Origin of the sequence: uncultured Tateyamaria sp. (assembly GCF_947503465.1) — a bacterium.
In the GTDB taxonomy this organism is placed as follows: Bacteria; Pseudomonadota; Alphaproteobacteria; order Rhodobacterales; family Rhodobacteraceae; genus Tateyamaria.
In genome coordinates, this window is the sequence record NZ_CANNDN010000001.1 from 260,477 (window position 1) to 284,420 (window position 23,944).

At 63.4% G+C, this 23,944-nt stretch carries 24 protein-coding genes; 10 read left to right on the top strand and 14 right to left on the bottom strand.

Going from position 1 to position 23,944, the window contains the following annotated elements:
* Positions 1–676: 676 nt before the first annotated feature.
* The 6 genes from Q0844_RS01345 to cysG form a co-directional block, all read right to left on the bottom strand.
* Entirely contained in the window at positions 677–1,528 is an 852-nt protein-coding gene (locus tag Q0844_RS01345) for a ferredoxin--NADP reductase (protein WP_299041273.1), read from the bottom strand.
* Between the two features lie 118 nt (positions 1,529–1,646).
* Positions 1,647–2,057, bottom strand: coding sequence for a DUF934 domain-containing protein (locus Q0844_RS01350; protein ID WP_299041275.1), 411 nt, complete (start codon positions 2,055–2,057; stop codon positions 1,647–1,649).
* A complete protein-coding gene (locus Q0844_RS01355) occupies positions 2,054–2,785 on the bottom strand; it encodes a phosphoadenylyl-sulfate reductase (protein ID WP_299041277.1) in 732 nt (243 codons plus the stop codon). Before Q0844_RS01355 ends, Q0844_RS01350 begins: the two co-directional genes overlap by 4 nt.
* 27 nt (positions 2,786–2,812) lie before the next feature.
* Positions 2,813–4,477, bottom strand: coding sequence for a nitrite/sulfite reductase (locus Q0844_RS01360; RefSeq protein ID WP_299041279.1), 1,665 nt, complete (start codon positions 4,475–4,477; stop codon positions 2,813–2,815).
* Positions 4,477–4,776 (bottom strand): DUF2849 domain-containing protein, encoded by a 300-nt coding sequence (locus Q0844_RS01365; protein ID WP_299041281.1) that lies wholly within the window; start codon positions 4,774–4,776, stop codon positions 4,477–4,479. The genes Q0844_RS01360 and Q0844_RS01365 overlap by 1 nt, the downstream gene beginning before the upstream one ends.
* Positions 4,776–6,191 (bottom strand): siroheme synthase CysG, encoded by a 1,416-nt coding sequence (gene cysG, locus Q0844_RS01370; protein ID WP_299041283.1) that lies wholly within the window; start codon positions 6,189–6,191, stop codon positions 4,776–4,778. Before cysG ends, Q0844_RS01365 begins: the two co-directional genes overlap by 1 nt.
* Positions 6,192–6,331: 140 nt before the next feature.
* Between cysG and Q0844_RS01375 the strand changes: the two genes are divergently transcribed.
* Entirely contained in the window at positions 6,332–6,799 is a 468-nt protein-coding gene (locus tag Q0844_RS01375; protein ID WP_299041286.1) for an Lrp/AsnC family transcriptional regulator, read from the top strand.
* Positions 6,800–7,021: 222 nt separating this feature from the next.
* Here Q0844_RS01375 and Q0844_RS01380 read toward each other — a convergent pair whose 3' ends face one another.
* Positions 7,022–8,185, bottom strand: a complete 1,164-nt coding sequence (locus Q0844_RS01380) for a cytochrome P450 (RefSeq protein ID WP_299041287.1) — start codon at positions 8,183–8,185, stop codon at positions 7,022–7,024.
* Positions 8,186–8,251: 66 nt separating this feature from the next.
* On the opposite strand from Q0844_RS01380, the gene Q0844_RS01385 reads away from it, so the two are divergent.
* From Q0844_RS01385 to Q0844_RS01405, 5 genes are all read left to right on the top strand, one after another.
* Complete coding sequence (locus Q0844_RS01385) at positions 8,252–9,979, top strand: ATP-binding protein (RefSeq protein ID WP_299041289.1); 1,728 nt, start codon at positions 8,252–8,254, stop codon at positions 9,977–9,979.
* Positions 9,976–11,205 (top strand): sigma-54 dependent transcriptional regulator, encoded by a 1,230-nt coding sequence (locus Q0844_RS01390; RefSeq protein WP_299041292.1) that lies wholly within the window; start codon positions 9,976–9,978, stop codon positions 11,203–11,205. Before Q0844_RS01385 ends, Q0844_RS01390 begins: the two co-directional genes overlap by 4 nt.
* A 268-nt stretch (positions 11,206–11,473) precedes the next feature.
* Positions 11,474–12,472, top strand: coding sequence for a DctP family TRAP transporter solute-binding subunit (locus tag Q0844_RS01395; protein ID WP_299041294.1), 999 nt, complete (start codon positions 11,474–11,476; stop codon positions 12,470–12,472).
* A gap of 78 nt (positions 12,473–12,550) precedes the next feature.
* The gene (locus Q0844_RS01400; protein WP_299041296.1) at positions 12,551–13,240 is read left to right on the top strand and encodes a TRAP transporter small permease; all 690 of its coding nucleotides are present in this window, start codon (positions 12,551–12,553) and stop codon (positions 13,238–13,240) included.
* 4 nt (positions 13,241–13,244) lie between these two features.
* On the top strand, positions 13,245–14,783 hold the full coding sequence (locus Q0844_RS01405) for a TRAP transporter large permease (RefSeq protein ID WP_299041299.1): 1,539 nt from the start codon (positions 13,245–13,247) through the stop codon (positions 14,781–14,783).
* A 104-nt stretch (positions 14,784–14,887) separates the two neighbouring features.
* On the opposite strand, the gene tpiA is transcribed toward Q0844_RS01405, so the two are convergent.
* A complete protein-coding gene (tpiA, locus tag Q0844_RS01410; RefSeq protein WP_299041301.1) occupies positions 14,888–15,628 on the bottom strand; it encodes a triose-phosphate isomerase in 741 nt (246 codons plus the stop codon).
* A gap of 70 nt (positions 15,629–15,698) precedes the next feature.
* Here tpiA and Q0844_RS01415 point away from each other — a divergent pair, with 70 nt between their 5' ends.
* Together Q0844_RS01415 and Q0844_RS01420 are read left to right on the top strand one after the other, a co-directional pair.
* On the top strand, positions 15,699–16,604 hold the full coding sequence (locus Q0844_RS01415; protein ID WP_299041303.1) for a 2-oxoglutarate and iron-dependent oxygenase domain-containing protein: 906 nt from the start codon (positions 15,699–15,701) through the stop codon (positions 16,602–16,604).
* Positions 16,601–17,233 carry an HD domain-containing protein gene (locus Q0844_RS01420; protein WP_299041304.1) on the top strand — a complete coding sequence of 211 codons (633 nt, stop codon included), beginning with the start codon at positions 16,601–16,603 and terminating at the stop codon, positions 17,231–17,233. Before Q0844_RS01415 ends, Q0844_RS01420 begins: the two co-directional genes overlap by 4 nt.
* A gap of 19 nt (positions 17,234–17,252) precedes the next feature.
* Here Q0844_RS01420 and Q0844_RS01425 read toward each other — a convergent pair whose 3' ends face one another.
* Genes Q0844_RS01425 through Q0844_RS01435 form a run of 3 tightly spaced genes read right to left on the bottom strand, consistent with a single transcriptional unit; the run spans position 17,253 to position 18,842 of the window.
* Complete coding sequence (locus Q0844_RS01425; RefSeq protein WP_299041306.1) at positions 17,253–17,576, bottom strand: TfoX/Sxy family protein; 324 nt, start codon at positions 17,574–17,576, stop codon at positions 17,253–17,255.
* A gap of 1 nt (position 17,577) precedes the next feature.
* Positions 17,578–17,958 (bottom strand): iron-sulfur cluster assembly accessory protein, encoded by a 381-nt coding sequence (locus tag Q0844_RS01430; protein ID WP_299041307.1) that lies wholly within the window; start codon positions 17,956–17,958, stop codon positions 17,578–17,580.
* A gap of 14 nt (positions 17,959–17,972) precedes the next feature.
* Positions 17,973–18,842 carry a LysR family transcriptional regulator gene (locus Q0844_RS01435; RefSeq protein ID WP_299041310.1) on the bottom strand — a complete coding sequence of 290 codons (870 nt, stop codon included), beginning with the start codon at positions 18,840–18,842 and terminating at the stop codon, positions 17,973–17,975.
* An 83-nt stretch (positions 18,843–18,925) separates the two neighbouring features.
* Between Q0844_RS01435 and Q0844_RS01440 the strand changes: the two genes are divergently transcribed.
* Positions 18,926–19,072, top strand: coding sequence for a hypothetical protein (locus Q0844_RS01440; RefSeq protein ID WP_299041313.1), 147 nt, complete (start codon positions 18,926–18,928; stop codon positions 19,070–19,072).
* Positions 19,073–19,153: 81 nt separating this feature from the next.
* On the opposite strand, the gene Q0844_RS01445 is transcribed toward Q0844_RS01440, so the two are convergent.
* Positions 19,154–20,371, bottom strand: coding sequence for a glycerophosphodiester phosphodiesterase family protein (locus Q0844_RS01445; RefSeq protein ID WP_299041315.1), 1,218 nt, complete (start codon positions 20,369–20,371; stop codon positions 19,154–19,156).
* 128 nt (positions 20,372–20,499) lie between these two features.
* The gene (locus Q0844_RS01450; RefSeq protein WP_299041317.1) at positions 20,500–20,862 is read right to left on the bottom strand and encodes an SUF system Fe-S cluster assembly protein; all 363 of its coding nucleotides are present in this window, start codon (positions 20,860–20,862) and stop codon (positions 20,500–20,502) included.
* Between the two features lie 209 nt (positions 20,863–21,071).
* On the opposite strand from Q0844_RS01450, the gene Q0844_RS01455 reads away from it, so the two are divergent.
* On the top strand, positions 21,072–22,442 hold the full coding sequence (locus Q0844_RS01455) for a DUF3179 domain-containing (seleno)protein (RefSeq protein WP_299041319.1): 1,371 nt from the start codon (positions 21,072–21,074) through the stop codon (positions 22,440–22,442).
* A gap of 57 nt (positions 22,443–22,499) precedes the next feature.
* On the opposite strand, the gene Q0844_RS01460 is transcribed toward Q0844_RS01455, so the two are convergent.
* A complete protein-coding gene (locus tag Q0844_RS01460) occupies positions 22,500–23,696 on the bottom strand; it encodes a M91 family zinc metallopeptidase (protein ID WP_299041321.1) in 1,197 nt (398 codons plus the stop codon).
* Between the last annotated feature and the right edge of the window lie 248 nt (positions 23,697–23,944).

A 23,944-nucleotide genomic window follows, 5' to 3' on the forward strand; every position in this document is an offset into this window, starting at 1 on the left:
AGGGGCGCTTTTTCATTTGTGCGGAGTAGGGAATGGCTGGTTTGGGTCCAAGATGACCGATGCTGCGCTTTTCGCTAGTGACCGCTATAGTAGGGCAGGCGTCAACGCAGCAAGAGGTTTGAATAACGTGAAATTCCAACGAGTTTTCTCCTTTGGGCGAGGACGGCACCCAAAACGCCCATGCAGCGCGTCGGAGCGCTACTGATAGGGTGCAACTCAGTTCTGTGCTCGGCCATCATATTGATGACGATTGTCGGTGCTTTTTCCGATGCTTGGACTATCACAGGGGTTACGATCGGTGCCTTTGGCTTTGGTTTTGTTTTATTGCTCCTTCCGACTGGAATAGCGCATGGGCTGGCAGCAGTTGTTCCACGTCTGTTCGACTCTTGGAGGCCTGATCCGGATATACGAATGGAAGAGTTGAGCATACGCTTCGCTGACCGCGTGAAGGATATGTACCTCGTTGTGGGCTGGCTCACTTCGTTCTGTACAGTTGCGTTGTTGATCTATCTACTTATGTTCCGACCAGGCTGAACAATGGCCGATGGCGGCCAGATTGCGGACATTCGGTCAACGATCTCGAACGGCAGCTCTGTCCGCCAGCCGACATAAAAAATGAAAAAAGCCCTGGTGATGGCCAGGGCTTTTTGTATGGATCGCCTGGTCTTTTTTGCGCTCAGTCCAGGAACGCCTTTTCGACCACGTAGTGCGCAGGCTTTGAATTGGCCCCTTCCTCCAGCCCATACCCCTCGAACATCTCTTTCAGTTCGAGGTTGAAGGCCAGGTTTCCGCAGATCATCGCGCGGTCTGTCTCGGGGTTCAGGGGCGGCACGCCCAGATCGGCAAAGGCGTCGCCCGACTTCATCAGATCGGTGATGCGGCCCATCTTGGGGCTCTCTTCGCGGGTGGTGGTGGGATAATACTTGATCTTCTTCCAGAACCCGTCGCCGATCACCTCGTTCAGCAATTCGTCTGATTTCAGGCTCTCGATCAGATCACGGCCATAAGTCAGCTCGCCCACTTCCCGGCAGGTGTGGGTGATGATGACCTCGTCGTAATCTTCATAGGTCTGCGGCTCGCGCAGCAGCGACGCGAAGGGGGCAAAACCGGTGCCGGTGGCAAAGAACCAGATGCGCTTGCCGGGCAGCAGCGCGTCATGCACCAGCGTGCCCACGGGCTTGGGGCGCAGGATGATCTCGTCGCCCGGCTGGATGTGCTGCAGTTTCGACGTCAGCGGGCCGTCCTGCACCTTGATGGAATAGAACTCCAACTCCTCGTCCCAGGACGGCGACGCGATGGAATAGGCGCGCAGCAGCGGCTTTTGCTTGCCCGTCTCGGGGTGCGGATCGCCCATCAGGCCGATCATCACGAACTCGCCCGACCGAAAGCGCAGCGACGCAGGGCGCGTGCAGCGGAAGCGGAACAGCCGGTCGGTGTAATGCTCGATCTCGGTCACGGTCTGCGCATCGGGCAGGGTGGGGGTCGCCTTGACGGCGGTGGTCTCGTTCACGGGTGTTTGCTCGGTCATGAATATGTCAACGCAGGTTTACACCTGCGCCTCTCACTTTGGGAAGGATTTTGTGGATGGGTAAACGCGCGAAAGGTCGCGCGCCTTGATCTGGATCACGGGCCGCGCCCGACGCGCGTCAGTGATTGGAAGCGCCGCGCAGGCGGGCCTGATAGTCGTGGCTTTGCCAATCGGCGCGGAACTGCCACTGGTCTTCGGGCTGGCGGGCGGCCAGCGCCTGGCTGATCTCGACCTCGTCAAAACCCGCGCGTCGCGCCATCGCGTATTGATCCGAAATCACATGGCCCTTTGCGCGCAGACGGCCCTGAAACCCGCGCAGGCGCAGCATCCGGGCAATGGTGAACCCGCGCCCATCGGCAAAGCTGGGGAAATCCACGCGGATGATGTCCGCATTCAGCGGGATCTGATCGGGGTCCGCATCGCTGGGCACGTCAAGTGCGGCCGCATCATTCGCGGCCTCGCCCAGCGGGGCATAGCCGCCATCCCATGTGTCCGGGCCAAAGCCCTGATCGGTCACTACGATTGTCATGTGCTTTCTCCTGTCCGCACCATCTTGCCATCGACAAAATGGATGCCACATTCGTCCTTGTCCTGATCCCGCCAGCGCCCGGCGCGCGGGTCTTCTCCGTCTGCCACCCTGGATGTGCACGGTGCGCACCCGATGCTGGGATAGCCCTGCGCCACCAGCGGGTGCCGGGGCAGGCGGTTTTCAACCATGTAGTCACGCACGTCCTCGGGCGCCCAACGGGCCAGCGGGTTCACCTTGATCCGGCCCGTGGCCTCTTCGACCTCGAAGAACTCAAGCGTTGCGCGCGTGCCGGATTGGTAGCGTTTCCTGCCCGTCATCCAGCCGCCATAGGGCACAAGCGCCTTTTGTAGCGGACGGGTCTTGCGCAGCGCGCAGCACGCATCCGGGTCACGCTGATGCAGGGTGCCGTCCGGGTCTTTTGCGTCAATGTCGTCTGCGCGGATCACTGTGACGTTCTCCAGCCGCAGACGTTCCGCCACGTCCTGCTGGTACACCAGCGTTTCTGCAAAGAGCATCTCGGTGTCGATGAAGATCACCGGCACATCCCGTTTCACCATCGCGGCAAGGTGCAGCAGTACCACCGATTCCGCGCCAAAGCTGGACACCAGCGCGATATCCGGCACAGCGTCGAAGGCCGCGCGCAGCACGTCCGTGGCACCATGATGGGTCAGTTGCGCGTTCAGCGCGCTGACCATCACCTGCGCATCGGGCTGCGTCGGGCCATGCATATTTGGAGAACAATGAAGCATGCGCGCTTACTCTGCGGCCACTTTCGTCTCGGGGTACAGCGCGGCCTTGAACGGGGCCATGCCGGTGCGGCGGTAGGTGTCGAGGAAGGGTTCGTCCTCGCCCCTGCGCAGGTCCAGATAGGTGTCCACGATCCGTTCCACCGCAGGCACGATCTCGGTGGCCGAGAAGCCGGGGCCGACCCGGTCGCCCACGGCAGCCGTTTCGGTGTGATCGCCGCCCAGCGTGATCTGGTAGTTCTCGACACCGGCGCGGTCGAGGCCGAGGATCCCGATATGGCCCACATGGTGGTGCCCACAGGCGTTGATGCAGCCCGAGATCTTGATCTTGAGCGCACCGATCTCGTGTTCGCGCTTGAGGTCATCAAAGGCGGTCGCGATCTCCTGCGCAATCGGGATCGACCGGGCGGTGGCCAGCGCGCAATAGTCCATGCCGGGGCAGGCGATGATGTCGCTGATCAGGCCGATATTGGCGGTTGCAAGCCCGGCCTCTTTGAGCCGCGCGTGGACGGCTGGCAGGTCCGACACATGCACATGCGGCAGGATCACGTTCTGCTCGTGGCTGATGCGCAATTCGTCATGGGCGAACTCTTCGGCCAGGTCCGCCATCAGGCGCATCTGGTCCGCTGTCGCATCACCGGGCGTATCGCCGTGTTTCTTCAGCGAAATCGACACGATCTTATAGCCGTCGGCCTTGTGTGCGGTCAGGTTGGTGTCCGCCCAGCTGCGGAACACCGGATCATTGTGATAGGCGTCCTTGAACGGCGCCTCGGACGCCACCTTGAAGGCGGGGGCGGCGAAATGCGCTTCGATCTCGCGCAGCATCTGCACGTCCACGCCCGAGAACGTCTTGCGGGTTTCGACAAACCGTTCGTCGACCAGACGGCGGATCTCATCAATACCATGCTCGTGCACGGTGATCTTGATGCGCGCCTTGTACTTGTTGTCGCGCCGCCCGATCTGGTTCCAGACCGACACGACGGCCTCAAGATAGGGCAGCAGGTCCGCTTCGGGCAGGAAGTCGTTGATGACCTTGCCTATCATGGGTGTGCGGCCCAGACCACCGCCCACGATGATCTCGTACCCGCGCACGCCCTCGCGTTCGACCATACGGACGCCGATATCGTGCGCTTTCGTCACGGCGCGGTCATTGGGCGATCCGGTGATGGCGATCTTGAACTTGCGCGGCATGAACTGGAACTCGGGGTGGTCGGTGGACCACTGGCGCATCAGCTCGGCCACGGGGCGCGGGTCGGCGATTTCATCGGCGGCGGCCCCGGCAAAATGGTCAGCCGTCACGTTGCGGATCGTGTTGCCGGAGGTCTGGATGGCGTGCATGCCGACCTCGGCCAACGCGTCCAGCATGTCGGGCACGTCCTTCAGTTCGGGCCAGTTGTACTGGATGTTCTGGCGCGTGGTGAAGTGGCCATAGCCCTTGTCCCACCGTTCCGCGATCTCGGCCAGCTTGCGCATCTTGGCGGATGACAACGTGCCATAGGGGATCGCCACGCGCAGCATGTAGGCGTGTAGTTGCAGGTAGAGGCCGTTCATCAGGCGCAGCGGTTTGAACTCATCCTCGGTCAGCGCGCCGGAGATGCGGCGATCGACCTGTTGACGGAACTGCGCGTTCCGCTCGGCCAGAAAGGCGGTGTCGAACTCGGAATAGCTGTACATCAGTTCAGCTCCACTTGCTTGCCATGGGCGTAGTTGCTGGGGCCGGTGGCCCGGAAGTCCTCGCGGAAATGGGTCGGGACTGGCACGCCATCGTGAACGGCCACATCGGCCAGATAGGCGCCCACAACCTCATCCACCTGCTGAGAGGCATCGATCAGGCGCAGATCGGCATCGGCCTCATCGGTCAGCACTTCGGCGTCTTCCAGCCTGCGGGTCCAGCCGGTGGCGGTCTGGTAGATCACGTCGCCCGCCAGCAGATGATTGGCGGTGACAACTTTGGGGGTGAACGCTTTGGGCATCACTGCGCCTCCTGGATCGGTTCGGGCATTTGGGGCATGGGAATGTCTGGAATGGCGGCCAATGCGGCGCGCGGGGCCAGACCGATGAAGGTCAGGGCAGGGCCGCCAAGACCGGCTTGTGTCAGGGTCGGCTCCATCTCGGCCACGGTGGTGGACAGCACCTGTTGATCGGCGCGGCTGGCGTTTTCAACGAAGGTCACGGGCGTGGCCGGATCAATCCCGTGCATCATCAGGCGGCCCTGAATAAAGCGGGCGGATTTCTTGCCCATGTAGATCGCGGCCACTTCGCCGGGTTGGGCCAGCGCCTTCCAATCGTGATCGGCAAAGCCGCGCGTGTCATGGCCGGTCAGGAACCGGACGGAGGAGTTGCGGCCCCGGCGCGTCAGCGACTGACCAATGGACGCCACGGCGGCGGATGCGGCGGTGATGCCCGGCACGATGTGATAGTCCACACCGGCGTGCGTCACGGCCTCGATTTCCTCGTCCAGACGGCCGAACACGGTGGCGTCACCGGATTTCAGGCGCACCACCTGCGCACCTTTCAGCCCATGTTCCACGATCAGATCGTTGATGACCTCTTGGGGGGTGGAGGGGCCAAAGGCTTCCTTGCCCACGTCAATCATGGTCGCTTCGCGCCGTGCCAGTTCCAGAATTTCCTTGGAAATCAGACGGTCATAGATCACCACATCCGCCTCATCCAGCGCCTTGCGCGCCTTGAGGGTCAAGAGTTCCGGATCGCCGGGGCCCGCGCCGACAAAGGCGACATGACCCTTGCGGGCATCTTTCATGAGGTGGTCGGCCAGAAGTTCATCCAGCGCGGGCTGAATGGCCTCTTCGCCAGTGGCAAACGCCTTGGGGCCGGCATTGAAATAGTAGTCACGCCAGAAATCGCGGCGCGCGCGGCCAAAGGGCAGGGCGTCTGCGGCCTTGCGAAACGCCTTGCCAATGCGGGCCAGCGTGCCCAGCGATGTGGGCAGGCGTTCTTCCAGATCGGCCTTGATGGCGCGGGCCAGCACCGGCGCGGCCCCTTCGGTGCCGATGGCAACAGTCACGGGGTCACGATCGACGATGGCGGGGGTGATGAACTGGCTATCGGCCAGATTGTCCACGATATTGACCAGCGCACCATCTGCATGGGCGATGGCCGCCGTGCGCTTGTCTTCGGTCGCGTCTTCGTCAGCGGCATAGAACAGGGCCGCGCACAGCGTGTCACCGGGCTCCATCGCACGCGCGATCAGGCGCAGCTTGCCCTCGGCAGCCCATGCCCTGATCTGATCATCGGCATCTGGCGCAAAGACCGATATATGCGCCGTCGTCTTCATCAGCAGGCGCAGCTTGGCCAGCGCGGCGTCACCGCCCCCCGACAGCACAATCCGACGTCCCGCAGTGTTCAGGAAGATGGGAAAATGGTTCATCTGCGCCTCGATCCATGAATTCTGACCCTCAATATAGGAAATTTTTCCGTATTATCGCTAGACAGTGGCGCAGATAAGGATGATTGTTCTAATTGTGTGCAGGCGCAGAACACCTGTTTCCCGGATTGGAGCGCTTTGGAATGTCTGTTCGCATCGATGACGTGGATCGCAAAATTCTGGCCGAGTTGCAGCGCGACGCAAGCCAGTCGCTGGATGACATCGCGCGCGCCGTGGGGTCGTCGAAGACGCCGGTGTGGAACCGGATTCGCAAGCTGCGCGAGGCGGGCGTGGTCGGGCAACAGACCGTGGTGCTGGATGCCGAGGCGCTGGGGTTCGAGGCCTGTTTCTTTGTCCTCATCCGCACGTCCGAGCATGAGGCCGATTGGCAAGCGAAGTTCCTGCAAGCATTGCAAGACCGCCCCGAGGTGCAGGAGGCGCACCGGCTCGCGGGCGACATTGATTACATCCTGAAAGTGCGGGTGAAAAACGCCCGCGCCTATGACGCCTTCTATCAGGCGCTGATCTCGGAGGTGCGGGTGCACAATGTCACGGCGCTTCTGTCGATGGAAGAGATCAAGTCCACCACGATGCTCCCCTTGGAGCCGTGATCCGATTGAGCGCTACCGCGCATTTCTCTTTCTGCCAGTGGAGAGGCGACGCTTTGCTGTCTGCGCATGTGCCGGTTGATCGGTTCGGTATTTCTGCTGAGAGGTCGCTTAAGGCGCAATGCGTCTTAAGCAGACCTGATCAAGGGTGATGTGAGTCGCGCCCGCATCAAGGACAAGCCGCCTTTGGCGGTGGCCGTTGGCCATCCTTGACCCGGTCCCGACTCACGTGGCCGACACGATCAGCCGGTCGAGTTTGTGAAAGTGGTAGCTGTCGGCGTATTGTGGGGGTTCGACGATCTTGAGGTCCGGCAGCGCCTCGAACAGCATCGGCAGCGCGATCTGCATCTCCAGCCGTGCCAGCGGCGCGCCCACGCAGAAATGCAGTCCGCCGCCAAAGGCCACATGCGCGTTCTTCACCCGTGTCGGATTGAACCGGTCAGGGGCATCGAACACCGCCGGATCGCGCCCGGCGGCCCCCAGCATCAGCGCGATCTCGTCGCCCGGACCCAAGGCATGGCCGCCCACCTCGATCGGTTCATAGACATGGCGCGTGAACATGTGCAGCGGCGGGTCGTATCGCATCACCTCCTCCACGCACCGTTCCGGATGTGCCAGCGCGGCGGCAGGCCGATACTCCACCAGCGCCTTCACCGCATTGCCCAGCGAATGCACCGTCGCCTCGTGCCCCGCGTTCAAGAGCAGCACGCAGGTCCCGATCATCTCCTCCCGGCTCAGCGTCTCGCCGCCATCTTCCGCCGCGATCAGCTCGGTGATCAGGTCATCGCGCGGATCATCCCGCCGCTCCTCGATATACCCGGACAAGAACGCCGAAAATTCGCCCGCTGCCGTGTTCGCAGCCTCTTCGATAGCTCGCGTGCGCCCCGCCTGATACATCGCCACCATCGCCGCCGACCACCGCAGCAGGTCCGGCCCCATCTCCTCCGGCACGCCCAGCAAGCGCGCGATCACGCGCACCGGAACCAACTGGCAATAGGTGGGGATCAGGTCAAACGGCCCCTGCGGCAGCCCGGCCAGCACCGCGGCGCAGATGCTGCGAATGTCCCCCTCCAGCCCCGCAATCCGGCGCGAGGTGAACGCATGCAGCACCAAGCGCCGCAACCGCGTATGTGCGGGCGGCTCCAACTCCAGCAGCGAATACCGCTCAACCGCATCGAAATCCGCCAGATGGGGGGCCGCCGCGCCGCGCCCCGGCACCGCCCGTCCCAACCGCTTGTCGCGCAAGAGCGCATGCACCGATCCATGGTCAAACGCCGCATGCAGTCCATAGTCCTGCCAATACACGACCGGACCATCGCGACGCGCGCGGTCATAAACCGAATAAGGGTCCTGGACAAAATCAGGCGCATGCGGGGACTGGATCAACATGGGCCCAGATGTCTCAGGCCCGCACCGCCTTGGCAAGCACGAACACCCAAGGCTAGGGTGCGCGCCATGGGACATCTCAGACGGATCAGCGTCATCCTCGGCTTCATCGCCCTTGTCGCCGCCGCATCGGCAGGCGTCTGGCGCTATGGCTACTTTCAGGCGCTGGACCAGCTGGCGCGACAAGGGCAGTCCGACCTGGCGCTCGCCTCCGACCGGCTGACTGGGCAATTGCAACGCTACCGCGAACTGGCGGTGCTGGTGGCCGACCACCCGCGGGTCAGCGCCGCACTGGCGGGCGAGGATATCACCCAGGCCGAGGCGCTGTTTCTCAACATCGCGGACAAGACCGCCGCGCAAGACATCCGCCTCACCGATGCAGACGGGCTGATCCTGGCCGCCGCACGCCCCGACACGCCCAGCCTTGATGCAACCGCACTGATCCGGCGCGCGGCGCAGGGCGCGTTGGGCTGGGGCAACGGGCGCACCGGGCAGGGCACCCGCGTGTTCGCCTATGCCGCGCCCGTCTTTGACGCGCAGTCGGATGTCATCGGCACGGTGGTGGTCACCGTCGATCTTGCGGGCATCGAATGGGACTGGGTCGGGTCCAACCCGGCGGTCTTCTTCACGGATGGGCGCGACCGGGTGTTCATCACCAACCGGTCCGAAATCGTCTACTGGCAGCGGTCGGAAACCGGGCCGGGACTGAAACCCGCCGACGCCCCCGCGCTGCCCTTCGACAGCTACACGTTGGGCAAGCACGAGGTCTGGCAGCTGGGCTGGGGGCCATACCTGCCGCAAAACGCCCTGCACCTCGTGCGGCCCCTGCCGGTGATCGGCATGACGGGCGAGGCGCTGGTGGATGTGGCCCCCGCCCGCCGCCTCGCGACACTGCAAGCGGCCGCCGTGGCCGGGCTCTGCCTTGCCTTTGGCGCGCTCCTGTTCCTTGCGACCGAACGCCGCCGCACATTGGCCGAAGCCAACGCCCTGCTCGAAGCGCGGGTCTCCGAACGCACCGCCGAACTGTCGGACACAAACGCACAGCTGCGCCGCGAGGCCGAAGAACGCGAAGAGGCCCAAGCCGCCCTGGCGCAGGCGCAGGCGGACCTTGTCCAGGCTGGCAAGCTCAGCGCGCTTGGACAGATGAGCGCGGGGCTCTCCCACGAACTCAACCAGCCGCTGATGGCGATCCAGACCTATGCCGACAACGCGCAGGCCTTCCTGCACCGGGACAGGCCGGACCGGGCCGGCGACAACCTGAACCGCATCGCGGACATGGCGCGGCGCATGGGCCGCATCATCAAGAACCTGCGCGCCTTTTCGCGCCAGGAAAGCGAACCGGCCGTGCGCGTGGACCTTGCCGCCGCGGTGCAAAGCGCGGTGGAACTGACAACGCCGCGCATCCGGAACGAGGACGTGACGCTCGACCTTCGCCTGCCGGGCCATCCCATCTGGGTCTCGGGGGGCGAGGTGCGGCTGGGCCAGGTCTTTGTCAATCTCATCTCGAACGCCATCGACGCCATGGCGGGGCAGGACACGCGCAGACTGACAATCACGGTCGACACCGGCTCTGTCACCATCGCGGACACGGGGCCGGGGATTGAAACGCCGGACCGGGTGTTCGATCCGTTCTATTCGACAAAAGAGGTGGGCGCATCCGAAGGCATGGGGCTGGGCCTGTCGATTTCCTATGGCATCATCCAGGGCTTTGGCGGTGAAATCCACGGTGCGAACGGGGCGCAGGGCGCTGTCTTTACCGTCACCCTGCAACCCTGGACGCAAGAGGTTGCGGCATGACCACCCACGTTCTGCTGGTCGACGATGACGCTGCGGTGCGCGATGCGCTGTCCCAAACGCTTGAATTGGCGGATCTGACTACCATCCCGGCAGGGTCCTTTGTGGTGGCCAAGGATCATATCACCCGCGATTTCGACGGGGTGATCCTGTCCGATATCCGCATGCCGGGCCGTGACGGGTTCCACCTGCTGGCCCACACCCGCAAGGTGGACGCGGACCTGCCCGTGATCTTGCTGACGGGCGAAGGCGACATTCCCATGGCGGTGCAGGCCATGCGCGACGGGGCCTTTGGGTTTCTTGAAAAACCCTGCGCACCCAATGATTTGCTGGCCGTTCTTCAACGCGCCTTGAACACCCGCGCGCTGGTGCTGGAAAACCGCAGGCTCCGACACCTGGTGCAAAGCGGCGACCCGGCGGCCCGCATGCTCTTTGGGCAATCCGACCTGGCCGAGGGCCTGCGCGACCGTGTGCGCCTGTTGGCCCCGCTCGAAACCGAGGTGCTGGTGACGGGCGCGCCCGGCTGCGGTATTTCCAAGGTGGCCGAGGTCATCCACCTGTCGTCCCTGCGCTCAAAGGCGCCCTTTGTCAAACGCGCCGCCGCCGACCTGCGCCCCAATGCGCTGGCCGAGGCGATGGACCAGGCCAAGGGCGGCAGCCTGTTTCTGGATGAAATCACCGGGCTGCCCCATGCCAGCCAGTTGGCACTGCTCGAAGCGTTGGAAGCAGGCAGTGATCCCCGCCTGATCGCCGGCAGCACCCGTAACCTGGGCTCAGCGGTCGAAGAGGGCGCATTGAACGCCGATCTCTATTACAAGATCGAAATGTTCCCGATCCGCATCCCCAGCCTGTCCGAGCGCCCCGAGGATATCCCGATCCTGTTCCGCCACTACGTCGCCCAGGCCGCCGAACAGGCGGGGCTCACGCCGCCTGAACTGGCCCCGGACCACATGGCCGCCCTGATGGCGCAGGATTGGCCCGGCAACGCGCGGTCGCTGATGAGTGCCGCCATGCGTTTCGTGCTGGGCATGCCCGAGGACGCGTCCAAGGCCGTCGATCTGGGTCTGGCCGAACAGATGGCGCGGGTCGAACGGTCCTTGCTGGTGGCGGCGTTGGGACGGCAGAACGGGCACGCGTCGGCTGCGGCAGAGGCTCTCAAGCTGCCGCGCAAGACGTTTTACGACAAGCTCAAGAAATACGGGATTCGTCCCGAGGAGTATCGACGCTAACACTGTGCGGGAACCCACACAGTGTTGCGTGACCCCGTGCGAAATTCCACACAGTCACATCCGGCGCAACACCTTCGCGACATTCAGAATGGATTACATAGCGTGGAAATAATTGGAAAAAATGAGTTCCGCATCGGGTAAACAAAAAGAAAACGTGTACCCCACCGTACGGTCTGCTTTTCTCCAGATCGCTGTCCCCGCGGGGACACGACATTATGTCCCCGCGGGGACATGTCAGAAAAACACGACCTCTGGGAGGAGACAGACCATGAAATTCCTGACCGCTGCCGCATTGGCATTGACCGTCAGCGCGGGCGCTGTGGCCGCTGCCTGCGACGATGGCGAAATCGTCATCAAGTTTAGCCACGTGACCAACACCGACAAGCACCCCAAGGGCATCGCCGCAACGCTGTTGCAGGACCGTGTGAACGAAGAGATGAACGGCACCGCCTGCATGGAAGTGTTCCCGAACTCGACGCTCTACAATGATGATCAGGTGCTCGAGGCACTGCTGCAGGGCGACGTCCAGATGGCGGCCCCGTCGCTGTCCAAGTTCGAACAGTTCACCAAGCAATTCCGCATCTTCGACCTGCCCTTCATGTTCAAGGACATCGAAGCGGTCGACGCGTTCCAGGCCTCCGAAACCGGTCAGGCGATGAAGGAATCCATGACCCGTCGCGGCCTTCTGGGCCTTGCCTTCTGGCACAACGGGATGAAGCAGATGTCGGCCAACAAGCCGCTGATCTCGCCCTCGGATGCCGAAGGTCTGAAATTCCGCGTGCAGAACTCCGACGTGCTCAAGGCGCAGATGGCGGCCATCGGTGGCTCGCCCCAGCCCATGGCGTTTTCCGAAGTCTACGGCGCGCTGCAAACCGGCGTTGTGGACGGTCAGGAAAACACATGGTCCAACATCTTCGGGCGCAAGTTCTTTGAGGTGCAGGACGGCATCACCGAAACCAACCACGGCATCATCGACTACCTCGTCGTGACCTCGACCGACTTCTGGGATGCGCTGGATGACGACGTGCGTGACCAGCTGGCCACCATCGTCGCCGAGGTGACGGAGACGCGCAACACCGAAGCCTTTGCGGTGAACGAATCCGCCAAGCAGGCGATCATCGATGCGGGCGGTGTGGTGCGCCAACTGACACCTGAACAGCGCGCCGAATGGGTGGCCGTGATGAGCCCGGTTTGGGAACAGTTCCGCGAAGACGTGGGCCAGGAAAACATCGACGCGGCCCAGGCCTTCAACGCCGCCACCAATTAAGTGGCACACAGGCCCGGCGGCACGATCCGCCGGGCCGATTTATCTATCCAGACACAACTCCGAAAAGGGGGCAGGTCCATGTCATCAGGCTATGACCCTGGCACCGGTTTATCCCGTGTGATCAACGAGATCGAAGAGACGGCCATTGCGCTTTTGCTGGCAGGCATGACTATCGTCACCTTCATCAACGTGGTGCTGCGCTACGGCTACAACACCGGTCTGATCTGGGGGCTTGAGCTGACGACATTCCTGTTTGCCTGGCTTGTGCTGTTCGGGGTCACCTACACGGTCAAGATCACCGCCAATCTGGGCGTCGATGCCGTGATCAACCTGTTCTCCGCCCCCACACGACGCATCATCGCGCTGGCCGCGGGGGCCATCTGCATCGGTTACGCCTTCCTCGTGTTCAAGGGGGCGTGGGACTACTGGGCCAACTTCGCCAACCTGCCGCAAACCACCGGGCGCTGGTTCCCGACGGGCTTCGAAGAGATGAAGCGGTCATCCTTCCGTGGCTGGTACGAGACGGTCGATATTCCGCATCCCGCATGGCTCGACTGGATCGAACCCCTGATGAACGAGGGTGAGGAATACGAGAAGATCCCGCGGTTCATTCCCTATGCCATCCTGCCCTTTGGCATGGGCCTGCTTCTGTTCCGTTTTGTCCAGGCCTTCGTGCGCATCTGGACCGGCACTTCCACCAGCCTGATCGTCAGCCACGAAGCCGAAGACGCCGTCGAAGATGTCAAGCACATGAACGCCGGGGACTGAGACCATGGAAGTTGCAATTCTCTTTGCCCTTGTCGTGGGGATGATGCTGATCGGGGTGCCGATTGCCGTGTCGCTTGGCATGTCCTCGATCATCTTTTTGCTGGTGCTCAGCGACACGTCGCTGGCCTCTATCGCGCAGACCTTGTTTCAGGCGATGGCCGGGCACTACACGCTGCTTGCGATCCCGTTTTTCATCCTTGCCTCGACCTTCATGTCGACGGGCGGTGTGGCCAAGCGGATCATCCGGTTTTCCATCGCCGTGGTGGGCCATTATCCCGGTGGCCTGGCCATTGCGGGTGTGTTTGCCTGCATGATGTTCGCGGCCCTGTCCGGGTCCAGCCCCGCCACGGTTGTCGCCATCGGATCCATCGTGATCGCGGGCATGAAACAGGTGGGATATTCCAAGGATTTTGCCGCCGGTGTCATCGCCAATGCGGGCACGCTTGGCATCCTGATCCCGCCGTCGATTGTGATGGTTGTCTATGCATCGTCCGTGGACGTGTCCGTGGGGCGGATGTTCCTGGCAGGCGTGATCCCGGGCTTGCTGGCGGGCTTCATGCTGATGGTCACGATCTATGCCATCGCCAAGATCAGGAACCTGCCCAAGGGCGACTGGCTGGGCTGGGGTGAGGTGGGCGCGTCGGCGGCTGCGGCGTCAGGTGGTTTGTTCCTGATCATCATTATCCTGGGCGGTATTTACGGGGGTATCTTTACGCCCACCGAAGCGGCGGCTGTGGCCGCGATCTATTCCTTCCTGATCGCGAGCTTCATCTACCGCGACATGGGGCCGTTTGCGAACAATGCGCCGCGTGCGGGCAACTTTACCGGCATCACGCTGATGGGCGGACTGGCGATCGGTATTCTGATCTGGCTGGTCGCGGGTGGGCTTGACCTGACAACATCCGTAGTCATCGGCCTTGCCGTGGCGGCGGCGGGGGCCGCGGCGGAGCGGGTGCTGCGCGGACTGGACCTGAACCCGGTGTCCATCGCGTCGGACTTTGCCAGAATGCCGCTGGCGCTGGTGCACCCTGACACGAAAAACGCGTTTTTCGAGGCGGGCAAGCTGACCGTCACGTTGATGTTCATCATTGCCAACGCATTGATCCTGAAACATGTTTTGACGGACGAGCAGATTCCGCAGCAGATTGCGTCCGCCATGCTGGATGCAGGCTTTGGCCCCGTGGTGTTCCTGATCATCGTGAACGTGATCTTGCTGATTGGCGGGCAGTTCATGGAGCCGTCGGGCCTGTTGGTCATCGTGGCGCCGCTGGTGTTTCCCATCGCGATTGAGCTGGGGATCGATCCCATTCACCTTGGCATCATCATGGTGGTGAACATGGAGATCGGGATGATCACGCCGCCGGTGGGTCTGAACCTGTTCGTGACGAGCGGTGTCGCGGGGATGCCGATGATGCGGGTTGTGCGGGCAGCACTGCCGTTCCTGGCGGTGCTGTTCGTGTTCCTGATCATGGTCACGTATATTCCGGCCATCTCGATCTGGTTGCCCACCCTGATGATGGGGCCGGAGGTGGTTGTCCGGTGACGCTCCGGTGATCCGAAGGACGCCTGCGGCGACGCGATTCATTTTTGGTGATGGGGGGCTTTGCCCCCCAAGACCCCCCAAAGTATTTTGGGCCAGAAGAAAGATCAGGACGCGGCGAGGGCGTCGATGATGGGCTGGAAGTCCGACGCTTTCAACGAGGCACCGCCGACGAGGGCACCGTCGACATTCTCGGCCTTGAAGATGTCGGCGGCGTTGGCGGGTTTGACAGATCCGCCATAGAGGATGCGCATCTGTGCACCCTGATCGCCAAAGCGGGTGATGAGGTTGGCGCGGATCATGTCGTGGGTTTCGATGATTTGTTCCATCGTCGGCACGCGGCCCGTGCCGATGGCCCAGATCGGTTCATAGGCGATGACCGTCGTGTCGGCCGTGGCCGTGTCGGGCGTGGAGCCGTCGAGTTGTCCGGCAATGATGCCAAGGCAGTCCGGGCCGAGCCGTTCCTCTTCCGATTCGCCGATGCAGATGATGGCGGTGAGGCCTGCGCGACAGGCCGCTTCGGCCTTGGCGCGGACCTGCGCATCCGTTTCGGCGTGATCGGCGCGGCGTTCGGAATGGCCGACGATCACGGATGTGGCGCCTGCGTCCTTGAGCATCGTGGCGGCGATGTCGCCTGTATGGGCGCCCGATGCGTTGGCGTGGCAGTCCTGGCCGCCGATCTCGACCCGACTGCCCAGCGTGACATCCGCAGCGCGCGTGAGAAGCGGGGCCGGGGGGCAGATGATGATTTGGGGGCCGGAGTCGCCGCTTGAGAGTGTCGAGAGTTCGGCCAGCATCTCTGGCGTGCCGTTCATCTTCCAGTTGCCTGCTGCCAGTTTGCGCCGCATCTTTGGTCCTTTCCCTGTTTGCCTTGGTCCTAGCATCGCGGTAGGGCTGCGCCAAGATGGAGTGCGTGACATGATCCCACGGTTGGATGCGGCGGCGTTGGCTGCCGGGGATGGGCCAAGCCTTGCGGCATTGGGCGAGGCGGCGACCGGGGTCGGCTTTGCCACCGTGCATAACACCGCCCTGTCGGCGAACCGGGTGCGGGAGGCGATTGCCACGTATCGCGCGTTCTTTCATTTGCCAGAGGCGGAGAAGCGCGCCGTGGACATGGCCCGGACCGGGTCGAACCGGGGCTGGGGTGCGCCGGGGTCCGAGCAGGTCGATCCGGAGGCGAACCCCGACTACAAGCAGTTCTTTGATGTGGGGTTTCAGATGCCTGCCGGTCATCCCCTTGGGGACAAGCGGTTTTATGCGCCGAACCTGTGGCCGGAGGATCCTGCGTTCAAGCGTGTGATATCAGGCTATTACGGGGATGCGCTGGATGTGGCGCGGGGGCTGTTGGCTGCGATTGCGCGGTCCATCGGGGCGGATGCGGCGCATTTTGACGGGGCGTTCGAGACACCCATGGCGCTGTTGCGCGGCAACTATTACCCGGCGCGGCCGGACTGGGCCGGGGCGAAGGATTTCGGCATCGCGACCCATACCGATTACGGCTGCCTGACCTTGCTGGCCACCGATGGCTCGCCCGGGTTGGAGGTGCGCAAGCGGGGCGGCGGGTGGATCCCCGTGTCCGCGCCGCCGGGAGAGTTCATCATCAACTTCGGCGAGATGCTGGAATTCTGGACCGGGGGCCGGGTGAAGGCGACGCCGCACCGGGTTGTGGGCGGGACAGCCGAGCGGATTTCGATCCCGCTGTTCTTCAATCCGACCTATGACACGAATGTGGCGCCGGAGGGGTCAGGTGAGGTGATGCTGGCGGGGGATCATTTAAGCGCGCGGTTTCAAGAAACCTACGTCCATTTGCAAAGAAAGTCATGAGCTTACAGGGCGAACTTGAAGCGGAAGTCGCGCGTGTCTGGGCGGAACAGACCGACGGCGCGCATGACATCTGGCATGTGCGCCGGGTCTGGGCGTCGTGCCAGCGGATCGCGGATGCCCTTGAGACGCCGACGGACCGGCAGGTTCTGATGATCGCCGCCTATCTGCACGACATCATCAATCTGCCCAAGGACCACCCGCGCCGGACGGAGGCGGCGCAGATGTCCGCCGATCATGCGGTGGCTTGGATGGCGTCGCGGGGTCTGCAGGGGCAGGAGGCCGTGGCGCTTGCCATTCTGGGCCACAGCTATTCAGCGGGGCATCCATGCGAGACGCTGGAGGCGCAGGTGCTACAGGATGCCGACCGATTGGAGGCGTTGGGCGCCATTGGCATTGCGCGCTGCTTCGTGACCGCCGGGCGGTTGGGGGCCGGGATCGTGCATGGGGGTGATCCGTTGGCCGAGGCGCGGGGGTTGGAGGATCAGCGCTTTGCCCTCGATCATTTCGAGGTGAAGCTGTTCGGGTTGCCAGAGACGTTGAACACGGCTCCAGCGCGGGCGATGGCGGCGGAGCGTATGCCGCTGATGCGGGCCTTTCAGGCGGCTTTGGCGGCTGAGGCGCGGATATGAGGTGGGCAAATTGCCCACCCTACAGGTGCGTGAGGGCTTCGCGGGCGAGGGCGGAGGCCTCTTCGCTGTCCTCAAGCGCGCTTTCGGGCAGGATCCAGTAGGGCATGGCGGTCTCGGATTTTCCGGGCCGTTGGTAGGTCCAGCGCTTCATTCCGAGCGCGTCCAGGCGGGCGATCATGTCGCCGCGGCCCTTCAGCATCAGGCGGCCGTCGCGCATCATCACGGCAAATATGGTGCCGCTGGAATAGACGCCGATCCCGCCGAACATCTTGCGGGTGGAAAGGTCATTCACGCCCGAGAAGAGGTCGAGGATGTGGTCGATCTCTTCCTCGGAGATGGCCATGTTACTGGGCGTTCTGCTCGGCCCGCAACTCTTCAACGTCCTTGAACGAGATGCTCTCGCCGCAGCCGCAGGCGTCGGTCACGTTGGGGTTGTTGAACTTGAAGCCCGATTCCAGAAGCGAGGTTTCATAGTCGATTTCCGTGCCGAACAGGAACATCTGCGCCATCGGCGCGATCATGACCCGTGCGCCGTCCTGTTCGACGGTCTCGTCATTGGGGTCGGCGGTGTCGACATATTCCATGGTGTATTCCATGCCTGCGCAGCCGCCCTTCTTCACGCCGATGCGCAGGCCCTGGTGGCCTTCTTTCTCCATCAGTTTGGAGATTTGCGCGGCGGCGCGGGGGGTGATGCTGACGGCCTGTTTGCCGGGGATCGCGAACATGGGGACCTCGTCGGTTATCCGACTGTTAAACTAGGGCTTTGAGACGCGTCCCGCAAGGGGCGGGGGCGTTTGAGGAAGGTGCTGAGCGCATCGAGGGCGGCGCGGATGGCCGGGTCGTGCCGCGTGTCCTGGTGGCAGACCAGCCATTCTTCGGTGGTGAGCGCGTCGATGATGCCGGAGACGCGCACAAGGCCCGGTGCGGTGTCCGCGGCGAAGGTGGGCAGGACAACGCGGCCCACGCCGCTTTGAGCCAGCGCCATGCGCACCTGGGGGTCGTTGGAGACGGCGACAAGGTCTGTGCCGTGATTGGCGACGGTCCATGCCTCGGAGGGGAGGGTGGCGGTGTCGTCGCTGGGCCCGATCCATCCCCGCACATCCTCGGACGTGGCATAGACGGCGTGTTCCACATGGCCTGTGCGCCGCCCGGCCAGCCAATCGTGAGTGGGGCGGCGGTTGCGGATGCCGATGTCGACCTCGCGCCGTTCGATGTCCATGTCCTGGTTGCAACTGACGAATTCGGCTGTCCAGCGGTCGCCCTGTCGCCAATAGGTCGACAGATGCCGCGACAGATAGAGCGTGGTCCATGTGCCCGCCGAGATGCGCACGCGGGGCGGGCCGGACTGGGCGGCGGACCAGTGGGCGATGCCGCGTGCCGCCGCCTCCATCTTCTTGGCCTGTTCCAGCAGGGCGCGCCCTTCGGAGGTGGGGCTGTAGCCCGATGACCCGTGCACAAAGAGACGGCGGCCCGTGCGCTGTTCGAGTGCGGTCATGCGCCGCGACAGCGTGGCCTGGCTGAGCCCCGTTTCCTGTGCGGCGCGGGCGAGCGAGCCGTGGCGGGCCACGGCGGCGAACAGCCCGTAATCTGTCCAGTCAGTGATTTGCATGTTTGCAAATGTAGGTGCGATTCCGGGGTCTGACAATGCGTTCCGGGGGCTGCCATATAGGGGGCATCATGAAAGGAGAGCCCATGCAACATCCTTACAAGTCACTGGAAATGAACAGCGTTTATGCCCAAGAGCAAGCCTTGTTTGCAGAAATGCAAGCCCAGGATCATCTGCGCAAGCGCAAACAGCGCCGCAGGCGGGCCCTGATGTGGGTTCTGCGCCGCTTGTGATCCATCAAAAAAAAGGGCCGCCGGGGGACCGGCGGCCCTTGATCAGGCCTGTACATGCGCGGGGATGGCGCGGGGTACGGGTTACAGGCCCATGCAGTTCGCGTAATAGGTGACCGTGGCAGGCCAGTCGGAAAAGACGCCGACGACACCCACGTCCTGTGCCAGCACATCCAGCAGTTCGTAATAGACACCGTCATGTGTGGTCGCATCGGTGATCGACTGGAAGTACCAGCCGCCGCCACCGCCCAGCGGACCGGAGCGTTCCAGCGTCCATGTGATGATGTTCAGACCGGCGGTTTTTGCCTCCTTGGCGTAGGCCGAGGGCACGATCTGGCCGTTTTCCATGGTGACCAGCATCCACATGGGCGGCGCGATGTAGCGGACCCCGCGCTCGTAGAGGCTCGTCATGCTGTCGGGGTAGGTGGCGGGGTCGTTGAAATCGAAGCCGTCGATGTTGTAGCTGTCATCGAGATAGACCGCTTGCGCCCCGAATTCCGGTTCATTTTCAATCCAGTAGAGCACGTCTTCGAGGTTGAAGCTTTGGGCCCAGACGTCCGACGCGGGGATGCCTGCGGCCTTGTATTCGTCGATCAGCTTCTGGGCATAGTCGGCCTGGGAGAAGCCATTGTGCGGCATGTCGACGGAGGGCGATTTGAGTTCGGGTGTGAACTTGGCCCCCAGCGATTTGAACAGGGCGATGGACTCGGCATGTGTCATCAGCTGCGCGCCATCGGTGTAGAGGTCGGTGCGCCAGCCGGCGATGCCGCCCTGGTAGGCTTCGGGCGTGGTGGCCGTCTTGTCGGCGCTGTCCATCTTGGGCGTCAGGGTTTCGAATTCCGCCAGCGTCAGTTCCGAGGTGCGGCATTCGGCGGCCGCGTCGGTATCGCCAGATGCGGGCGAGAACGGGGTGATGCAGGTGTCAGCCAGATCCGTCAGCAGGATGTTGGTTGTCGTGTGCAGGTCGTTTTGCGCGTGGCGGCAGACCAGTTCGTGATCTTCGGTAAAGGTCACGTCGCATTCCAGGATCCCTGCGCCCATGCGCGCGGCGGCCACGTTCGATTCCACCGTGTGTTCGGGGAACATCATCGGCGCGCCGCGGTGCCCGATGGAAAAGTCGGACTTGGCGGGCGTCTGGCCCTCGCAGCTTTGCAGTTTCGACTTCAGCGCGCCTTCGGGCAGTTTGTCGATCAGGTAGGCAGGGCGGGGGCCGTAGTCGACCGTGATCGAGGCCGCATGCCCGTCCGCCAGAAGCGAGGCGGGGGCGGATGCGAGCAGGAGGCAGGCAAGGGGGAGGCGCATGTGAGTATCTTTCTGCGAGTGTTGACCCGTGATAGATAGCCCTGCCCATGTGACAGTTTCTTAGGCGATGGATTATGGTTTGGTAACCGTTTTGTAACGGATGGGTGTAAGTGGCGGGAACCTGCCGCCTACATGAAGCCCAGTTCCAGCCGCGCCTCGTCCGACATCATCTCCATGCCCCAGGGCGGTTCCCAGGTGAGTTCCACGTCGACCTGTTTGACGCCCGGCAGCGGTTCGACCGCATCCGCAACCCAGCCCGGCATTTCGCCCGCCACGGGGCAGCCGGGGGCGGTCAGCGTCATGATCACCTTCACGTCGTTCTCGGGCGAGATGTCGATCGTGTAGATCAGCCCAAGTTCAAAGATATTGACCGGAATTTCAGGGTCATAGACCGTGCGACAGGCTTCGACCACCGCCTCGTGCAGCGGGTGATCGGTGGAGGACGGCGCGATGAGCGGTGTGCCTTCCATTTGGTCTGTGGGCTGGTTCATGGGATCCCCGGTGTCGTGTTCCTGACCGTTTATATAGGGAAAGCAGAGGGGCCGGTAAAGGGTGCGCCGCCGTTCACCAAGGGTTCAATGGACGTGATTGGTGCCGGACGCCGTTCTGGCCAATGGTGCGGTCATGTACTGCTGCCCCTGTCTGTGGTGCCCCGCATCGGTTCGGGGCGGCACGGATTTTGACATTGAAAGGTCATTTCATGTGGAACCCCCGTTTTGATCGCCTGTGCGCCGCTGTTCTGGCGCTGGCCCTGTCGGTATGTGCGGCGCAGGCCAAAGAGGCCGCGCCCTTGCCCGCCTATGTCACGGACGCGTTCGGCCATCCGCCGGCCGTCCCCGATGGACCCTTGCCCGAAACGCTGCGCTTTGCGGTGCGGGTGGTGTTCGAGGACAGTCTGACCCAATCCGCATGGGGCCGTGACCAGCAACTGGCGCTGACCGAGATTGCCGAGTCCGGTGATCCGCGCCTGGCCTGGGTCATCAGCGACATGATGCGGTTTACCTGGCGTGCGTCCTTTGACGATGCGTTGGCCGCCGCGGCCGCCAAGCTGTTACAGATCGACTATGACGGGCCGCAGCGCTGGGGGCAGGTGACCGACCATTTGATCGCCTGGGACATCCCGTCCTATCCCGGCTATCTCGAGACCAAGCGCGCCATTTTCACCAATTTCGTTCCGGGCTGGGACCGGATTTTCGTCGAGGGCGATATTGACTGGCGTCTGGTGTCCTGGGGCGGTGTTCTGATTGACGACCGGCCCTATGACACCACGGATGACGCGTGCAACTGCATCCCGGCGGCGGACAACCCGGAGGTGAGTTCGGCGGCAGAGGCCACCTGGCTGGAGGATGATGACATCGTCTTTGGTGTCGAGGTCAACGGCGAGGCCCGCGCCTATCCGCGTCAGATCATGGAGGTGCGCGAGATGGTCAATGACACCTTGGGCGGGCGTGATCTGGGCATTCCGTACTGCACGCTGTGCGGGGCGGCGCAGGCCTATTTCACGGACCGGTTGCCCGCAGGCGTCGAGCGGCCGATTTTGCGCACTTCGGGCCTGCTGATCCGGTCCAACAAGGTGATGTATGACCGCGTCACCTATTCCGTGTTCGACACCTTCCTGGGCCATGCCGTGACCGGGCCGCTGGCCGAGAAGGGAGTCAAGTTGGAGCAGGCCACCGTGATCACCACCGACTGGGGCACCTGGAAAGAGCAATATCCGGACACGACCGTTCTGCTGGAACGCTATGCGCTGGGGCGCGACTTTGACTTCCGCAACGGGCGCGATGCCAATGGGCCGATCTTTCCGGTGGGTGACGTGGACCCGCGCCTGTCTGTGCACGAGGATGTCATCGGTGTCATCACCGGCACGGGCACGCCTGTCGCCTTTCAGCGCAGCACCGCGCTGGCCGCGTTGAAGGCGGGGGCGGAGATCGGATACGAGGATGTGCGGCTGGAACTGGACGCGGGCGGCATTCGGGCCGTTGGCGCGGACGGGGCCGATCTGGGCAGTCACCAGGCGTTCTGGTTTGCGTGGTCGCAATTCCACCCCGACACGGCGTTGTGGCAGCCCTGACCGCAGTCGCCTGCGGTCACCCGCCCAGGCGATACCGCAAGGCTGTGCCGCGCGCGTTTACCTTTGGTCCCACAGGTGCAGGATCAGCGCGCGCACCTCTTCCATCGCCTTCCAGGTGCCGGCATCTGCCCGGTTGTCGGGCGGGGCGGCGTCCTCGTCAAAGCCGCCCCAGTCCGCGCCATAGAGCGCAGCGATGCGCGGCTTGCCCTCTTCCAGCATCGTGAGGATGTCGAAGGTCCCGTCCAGCACGTCGTCATCGCCGCCGATACGGTCCTTGATCTGCGTGCCAAAGGCGCGGTCGAGCCTCTTGGCCGTGTCGTCTGACAGGGGCAGGGCATGCGTTTTGGGGCTGTCCCGCTGGTCGATGTCCCACAGGCCGTCGACCTGTTCGAGCACGGCGTTGGTGATCAGGCGCGCCGTCTTGGCGTCCTGGGTGATGGCGAAGTAAATGTGGCTTTCGTCCGCCACGCTGATGGTTTCGAAGATGATGGCACGCGGGGCGGCGGTGGCGCTGTCCATTGTGCGTTCAAACGCCTCGCCCGTGGCGGCGATGTCGCGCAGGGCGAGGGCCTCGGCCATCTCGGCCCCGAGGTCCGTGGGGGCCTGACCGGCCATCTTTTGCAAGCGGATGCTCAATTGGTCGGGCGTCACGTGGGCCTCCTCCTCGATACGTGGTTCGGGGCGCGGTGCGCCGCAGTTGCAGTCGTAGCGGTCGGTCGTGTCAAGGTCGTGCGTGCCGGGATTGGGCACGCGGCGGCGTCCATAATGCGTGCGTTGCGGCACGGGCGGGGTCTTGTCGGCCCGCAGCTGGTTCTCGCCCCGGACGGTATTGATCTCTTCGTTCAGGATGCCGTTGGTGCGGCCCTGTGCCAGCGTGCCGCTGTTGTGGTGATGCGCGTGGATCAGTTCGTGTCCCAGCACAATGTCCGGCGGAGTCCGTTGGCGGCCATTGGTCGTACGGGTGCGCGGTTGGGCGCGCGGATTCCAGCGCACCCGCCGTCTGCGCGGGTCGTACAGACCGCGTCGTCCGCGTTGAATGGTGACGGTGTTTGCGTCGGACGTCAGGTCGGCCATCAGGTTGCAGCCCGCCAGATGTGCACAATAGCACCGGCAGAAACTGGCGTGATCCTGCGGCGATTGCAGCAGCACCTCGCCATCATCGGAAAGGGAATACAGAAAGCAGGGGCAGATCGTCTGAAGCGCCTGCAAGGTGGAGGCACGGAACCGCGCGGTTCCCCGAATGCGTAATGTCATCTGAAAATCCTTCGGCGTTAAATGCCCACAGGGTAGCACATCCCGGCGAGGCGCCGAACGATCGGTTTGTGTCGGGGCCGGAGCATTGAGATCCGTTCGGGTTTGCCTGCGGGGACGGCGCGGGGGGCGGCCCCGCGCGCATGTCGCGCAGGCCGTTGCCGTGCACGCCGACGCCTGGACTGGCGCGTCGCGTCGCGGCGGATCGGCGAAATCCGGGTGCCGCGTCAGGACAGCCAGACACCCCTGGT

What these genes read in the sequence shown, in the direction of transcription:
- Q0844_RS01440 (WP_299041313.1), top strand. Translation starts at nt 18,926, where the DNA reads ATGCAACATCCTTACAAGTCACTGGAAATGAACAGCGTTTATGCCCAA.
- Q0844_RS01360 (WP_299041279.1), bottom strand. Translation starts at nt 4,477, where the DNA reads ATGTACAGCTATTCCGAGTTCGACACCGCCTTTCTGGCCGAGCGGAAC.
- Q0844_RS01420 (WP_299041304.1), top strand. Translation starts at nt 16,601, where the DNA reads ATGAGCTTACAGGGCGAACTTGAAGCGGAAGTCGCGCGTGTCTGGGCG.
- Q0844_RS01425 (WP_299041306.1), bottom strand. Translation starts at nt 17,576, where the DNA reads ATGGCCATCTCCGAGGAAGAGATCGACCACATCCTCGACCTCTTCTCG.
- Q0844_RS01460 (WP_299041321.1), bottom strand. Translation starts at nt 23,696, where the DNA reads ATGACATTACGCATTCGGGGAACCGCGCGGTTCCGTGCCTCCACCTTG.
- Q0844_RS01355 (WP_299041277.1), bottom strand. Translation starts at nt 2,785, where the DNA reads ATGCATGGCCCGACGCAGCCCGATGCGCAGGTGATGGTCAGCGCGCTG.
- Q0844_RS01430 (WP_299041307.1), bottom strand. Translation starts at nt 17,958, where the DNA reads ATGTTCGCGATCCCCGGCAAACAGGCCGTCAGCATCACCCCCCGCGCC.
- Q0844_RS01345 (WP_299041273.1), bottom strand. Translation starts at nt 1,528, where the DNA reads ATGACCGAGCAAACACCCGTGAACGAGACCACCGCCGTCAAGGCGACC.
- Q0844_RS01350 (WP_299041275.1), bottom strand. Translation starts at nt 2,057, where the DNA reads ATGACAATCGTAGTGACCGATCAGGGCTTTGGCCCGGACACATGGGAT.
- Q0844_RS01375 (WP_299041286.1), top strand. Translation starts at nt 6,332, where the DNA reads ATGTCTGTTCGCATCGATGACGTGGATCGCAAAATTCTGGCCGAGTTG.
- Q0844_RS01385 (WP_299041289.1), top strand. Translation starts at nt 8,252, where the DNA reads ATGGGACATCTCAGACGGATCAGCGTCATCCTCGGCTTCATCGCCCTT.
- Q0844_RS01400 (WP_299041296.1), top strand. Translation starts at nt 12,551, where the DNA reads ATGTCATCAGGCTATGACCCTGGCACCGGTTTATCCCGTGTGATCAAC.
- tpiA (WP_299041301.1), bottom strand. Translation starts at nt 15,628, where the DNA reads ATGCGGCGCAAACTGGCAGCAGGCAACTGGAAGATGAACGGCACGCCA.
- Q0844_RS01435 (WP_299041310.1), bottom strand. Translation starts at nt 18,842, where the DNA reads ATGCAAATCACTGACTGGACAGATTACGGGCTGTTCGCCGCCGTGGCC.
- Q0844_RS01415 (WP_299041303.1), top strand. Translation starts at nt 15,699, where the DNA reads ATGATCCCACGGTTGGATGCGGCGGCGTTGGCTGCCGGGGATGGGCCA.
- cysG (WP_299041283.1), bottom strand. Translation starts at nt 6,191, where the DNA reads ATGAACCATTTTCCCATCTTCCTGAACACTGCGGGACGTCGGATTGTG.
- Q0844_RS01455 (WP_299041319.1), top strand. Translation starts at nt 21,072, where the DNA reads ATGTGGAACCCCCGTTTTGATCGCCTGTGCGCCGCTGTTCTGGCGCTG.
- Q0844_RS01405 (WP_299041299.1), top strand. Translation starts at nt 13,245, where the DNA reads ATGGAAGTTGCAATTCTCTTTGCCCTTGTCGTGGGGATGATGCTGATC.
- Q0844_RS01445 (WP_299041315.1), bottom strand. Translation starts at nt 20,371, where the DNA reads ATGCGCCTCCCCCTTGCCTGCCTCCTGCTCGCATCCGCCCCCGCCTCG.
- Q0844_RS01390 (WP_299041292.1), top strand. Translation starts at nt 9,976, where the DNA reads ATGACCACCCACGTTCTGCTGGTCGACGATGACGCTGCGGTGCGCGAT.
- Q0844_RS01365 (WP_299041281.1), bottom strand. Translation starts at nt 4,776, where the DNA reads ATGCCCAAAGCGTTCACCCCCAAAGTTGTCACCGCCAATCATCTGCTG.
- Q0844_RS01450 (WP_299041317.1), bottom strand. Translation starts at nt 20,862, where the DNA reads ATGAACCAGCCCACAGACCAAATGGAAGGCACACCGCTCATCGCGCCG.
- Q0844_RS01380 (WP_299041287.1), bottom strand. Translation starts at nt 8,185, where the DNA reads ATGTTGATCCAGTCCCCGCATGCGCCTGATTTTGTCCAGGACCCTTAT.
- Q0844_RS01395 (WP_299041294.1), top strand. Translation starts at nt 11,474, where the DNA reads ATGAAATTCCTGACCGCTGCCGCATTGGCATTGACCGTCAGCGCGGGC.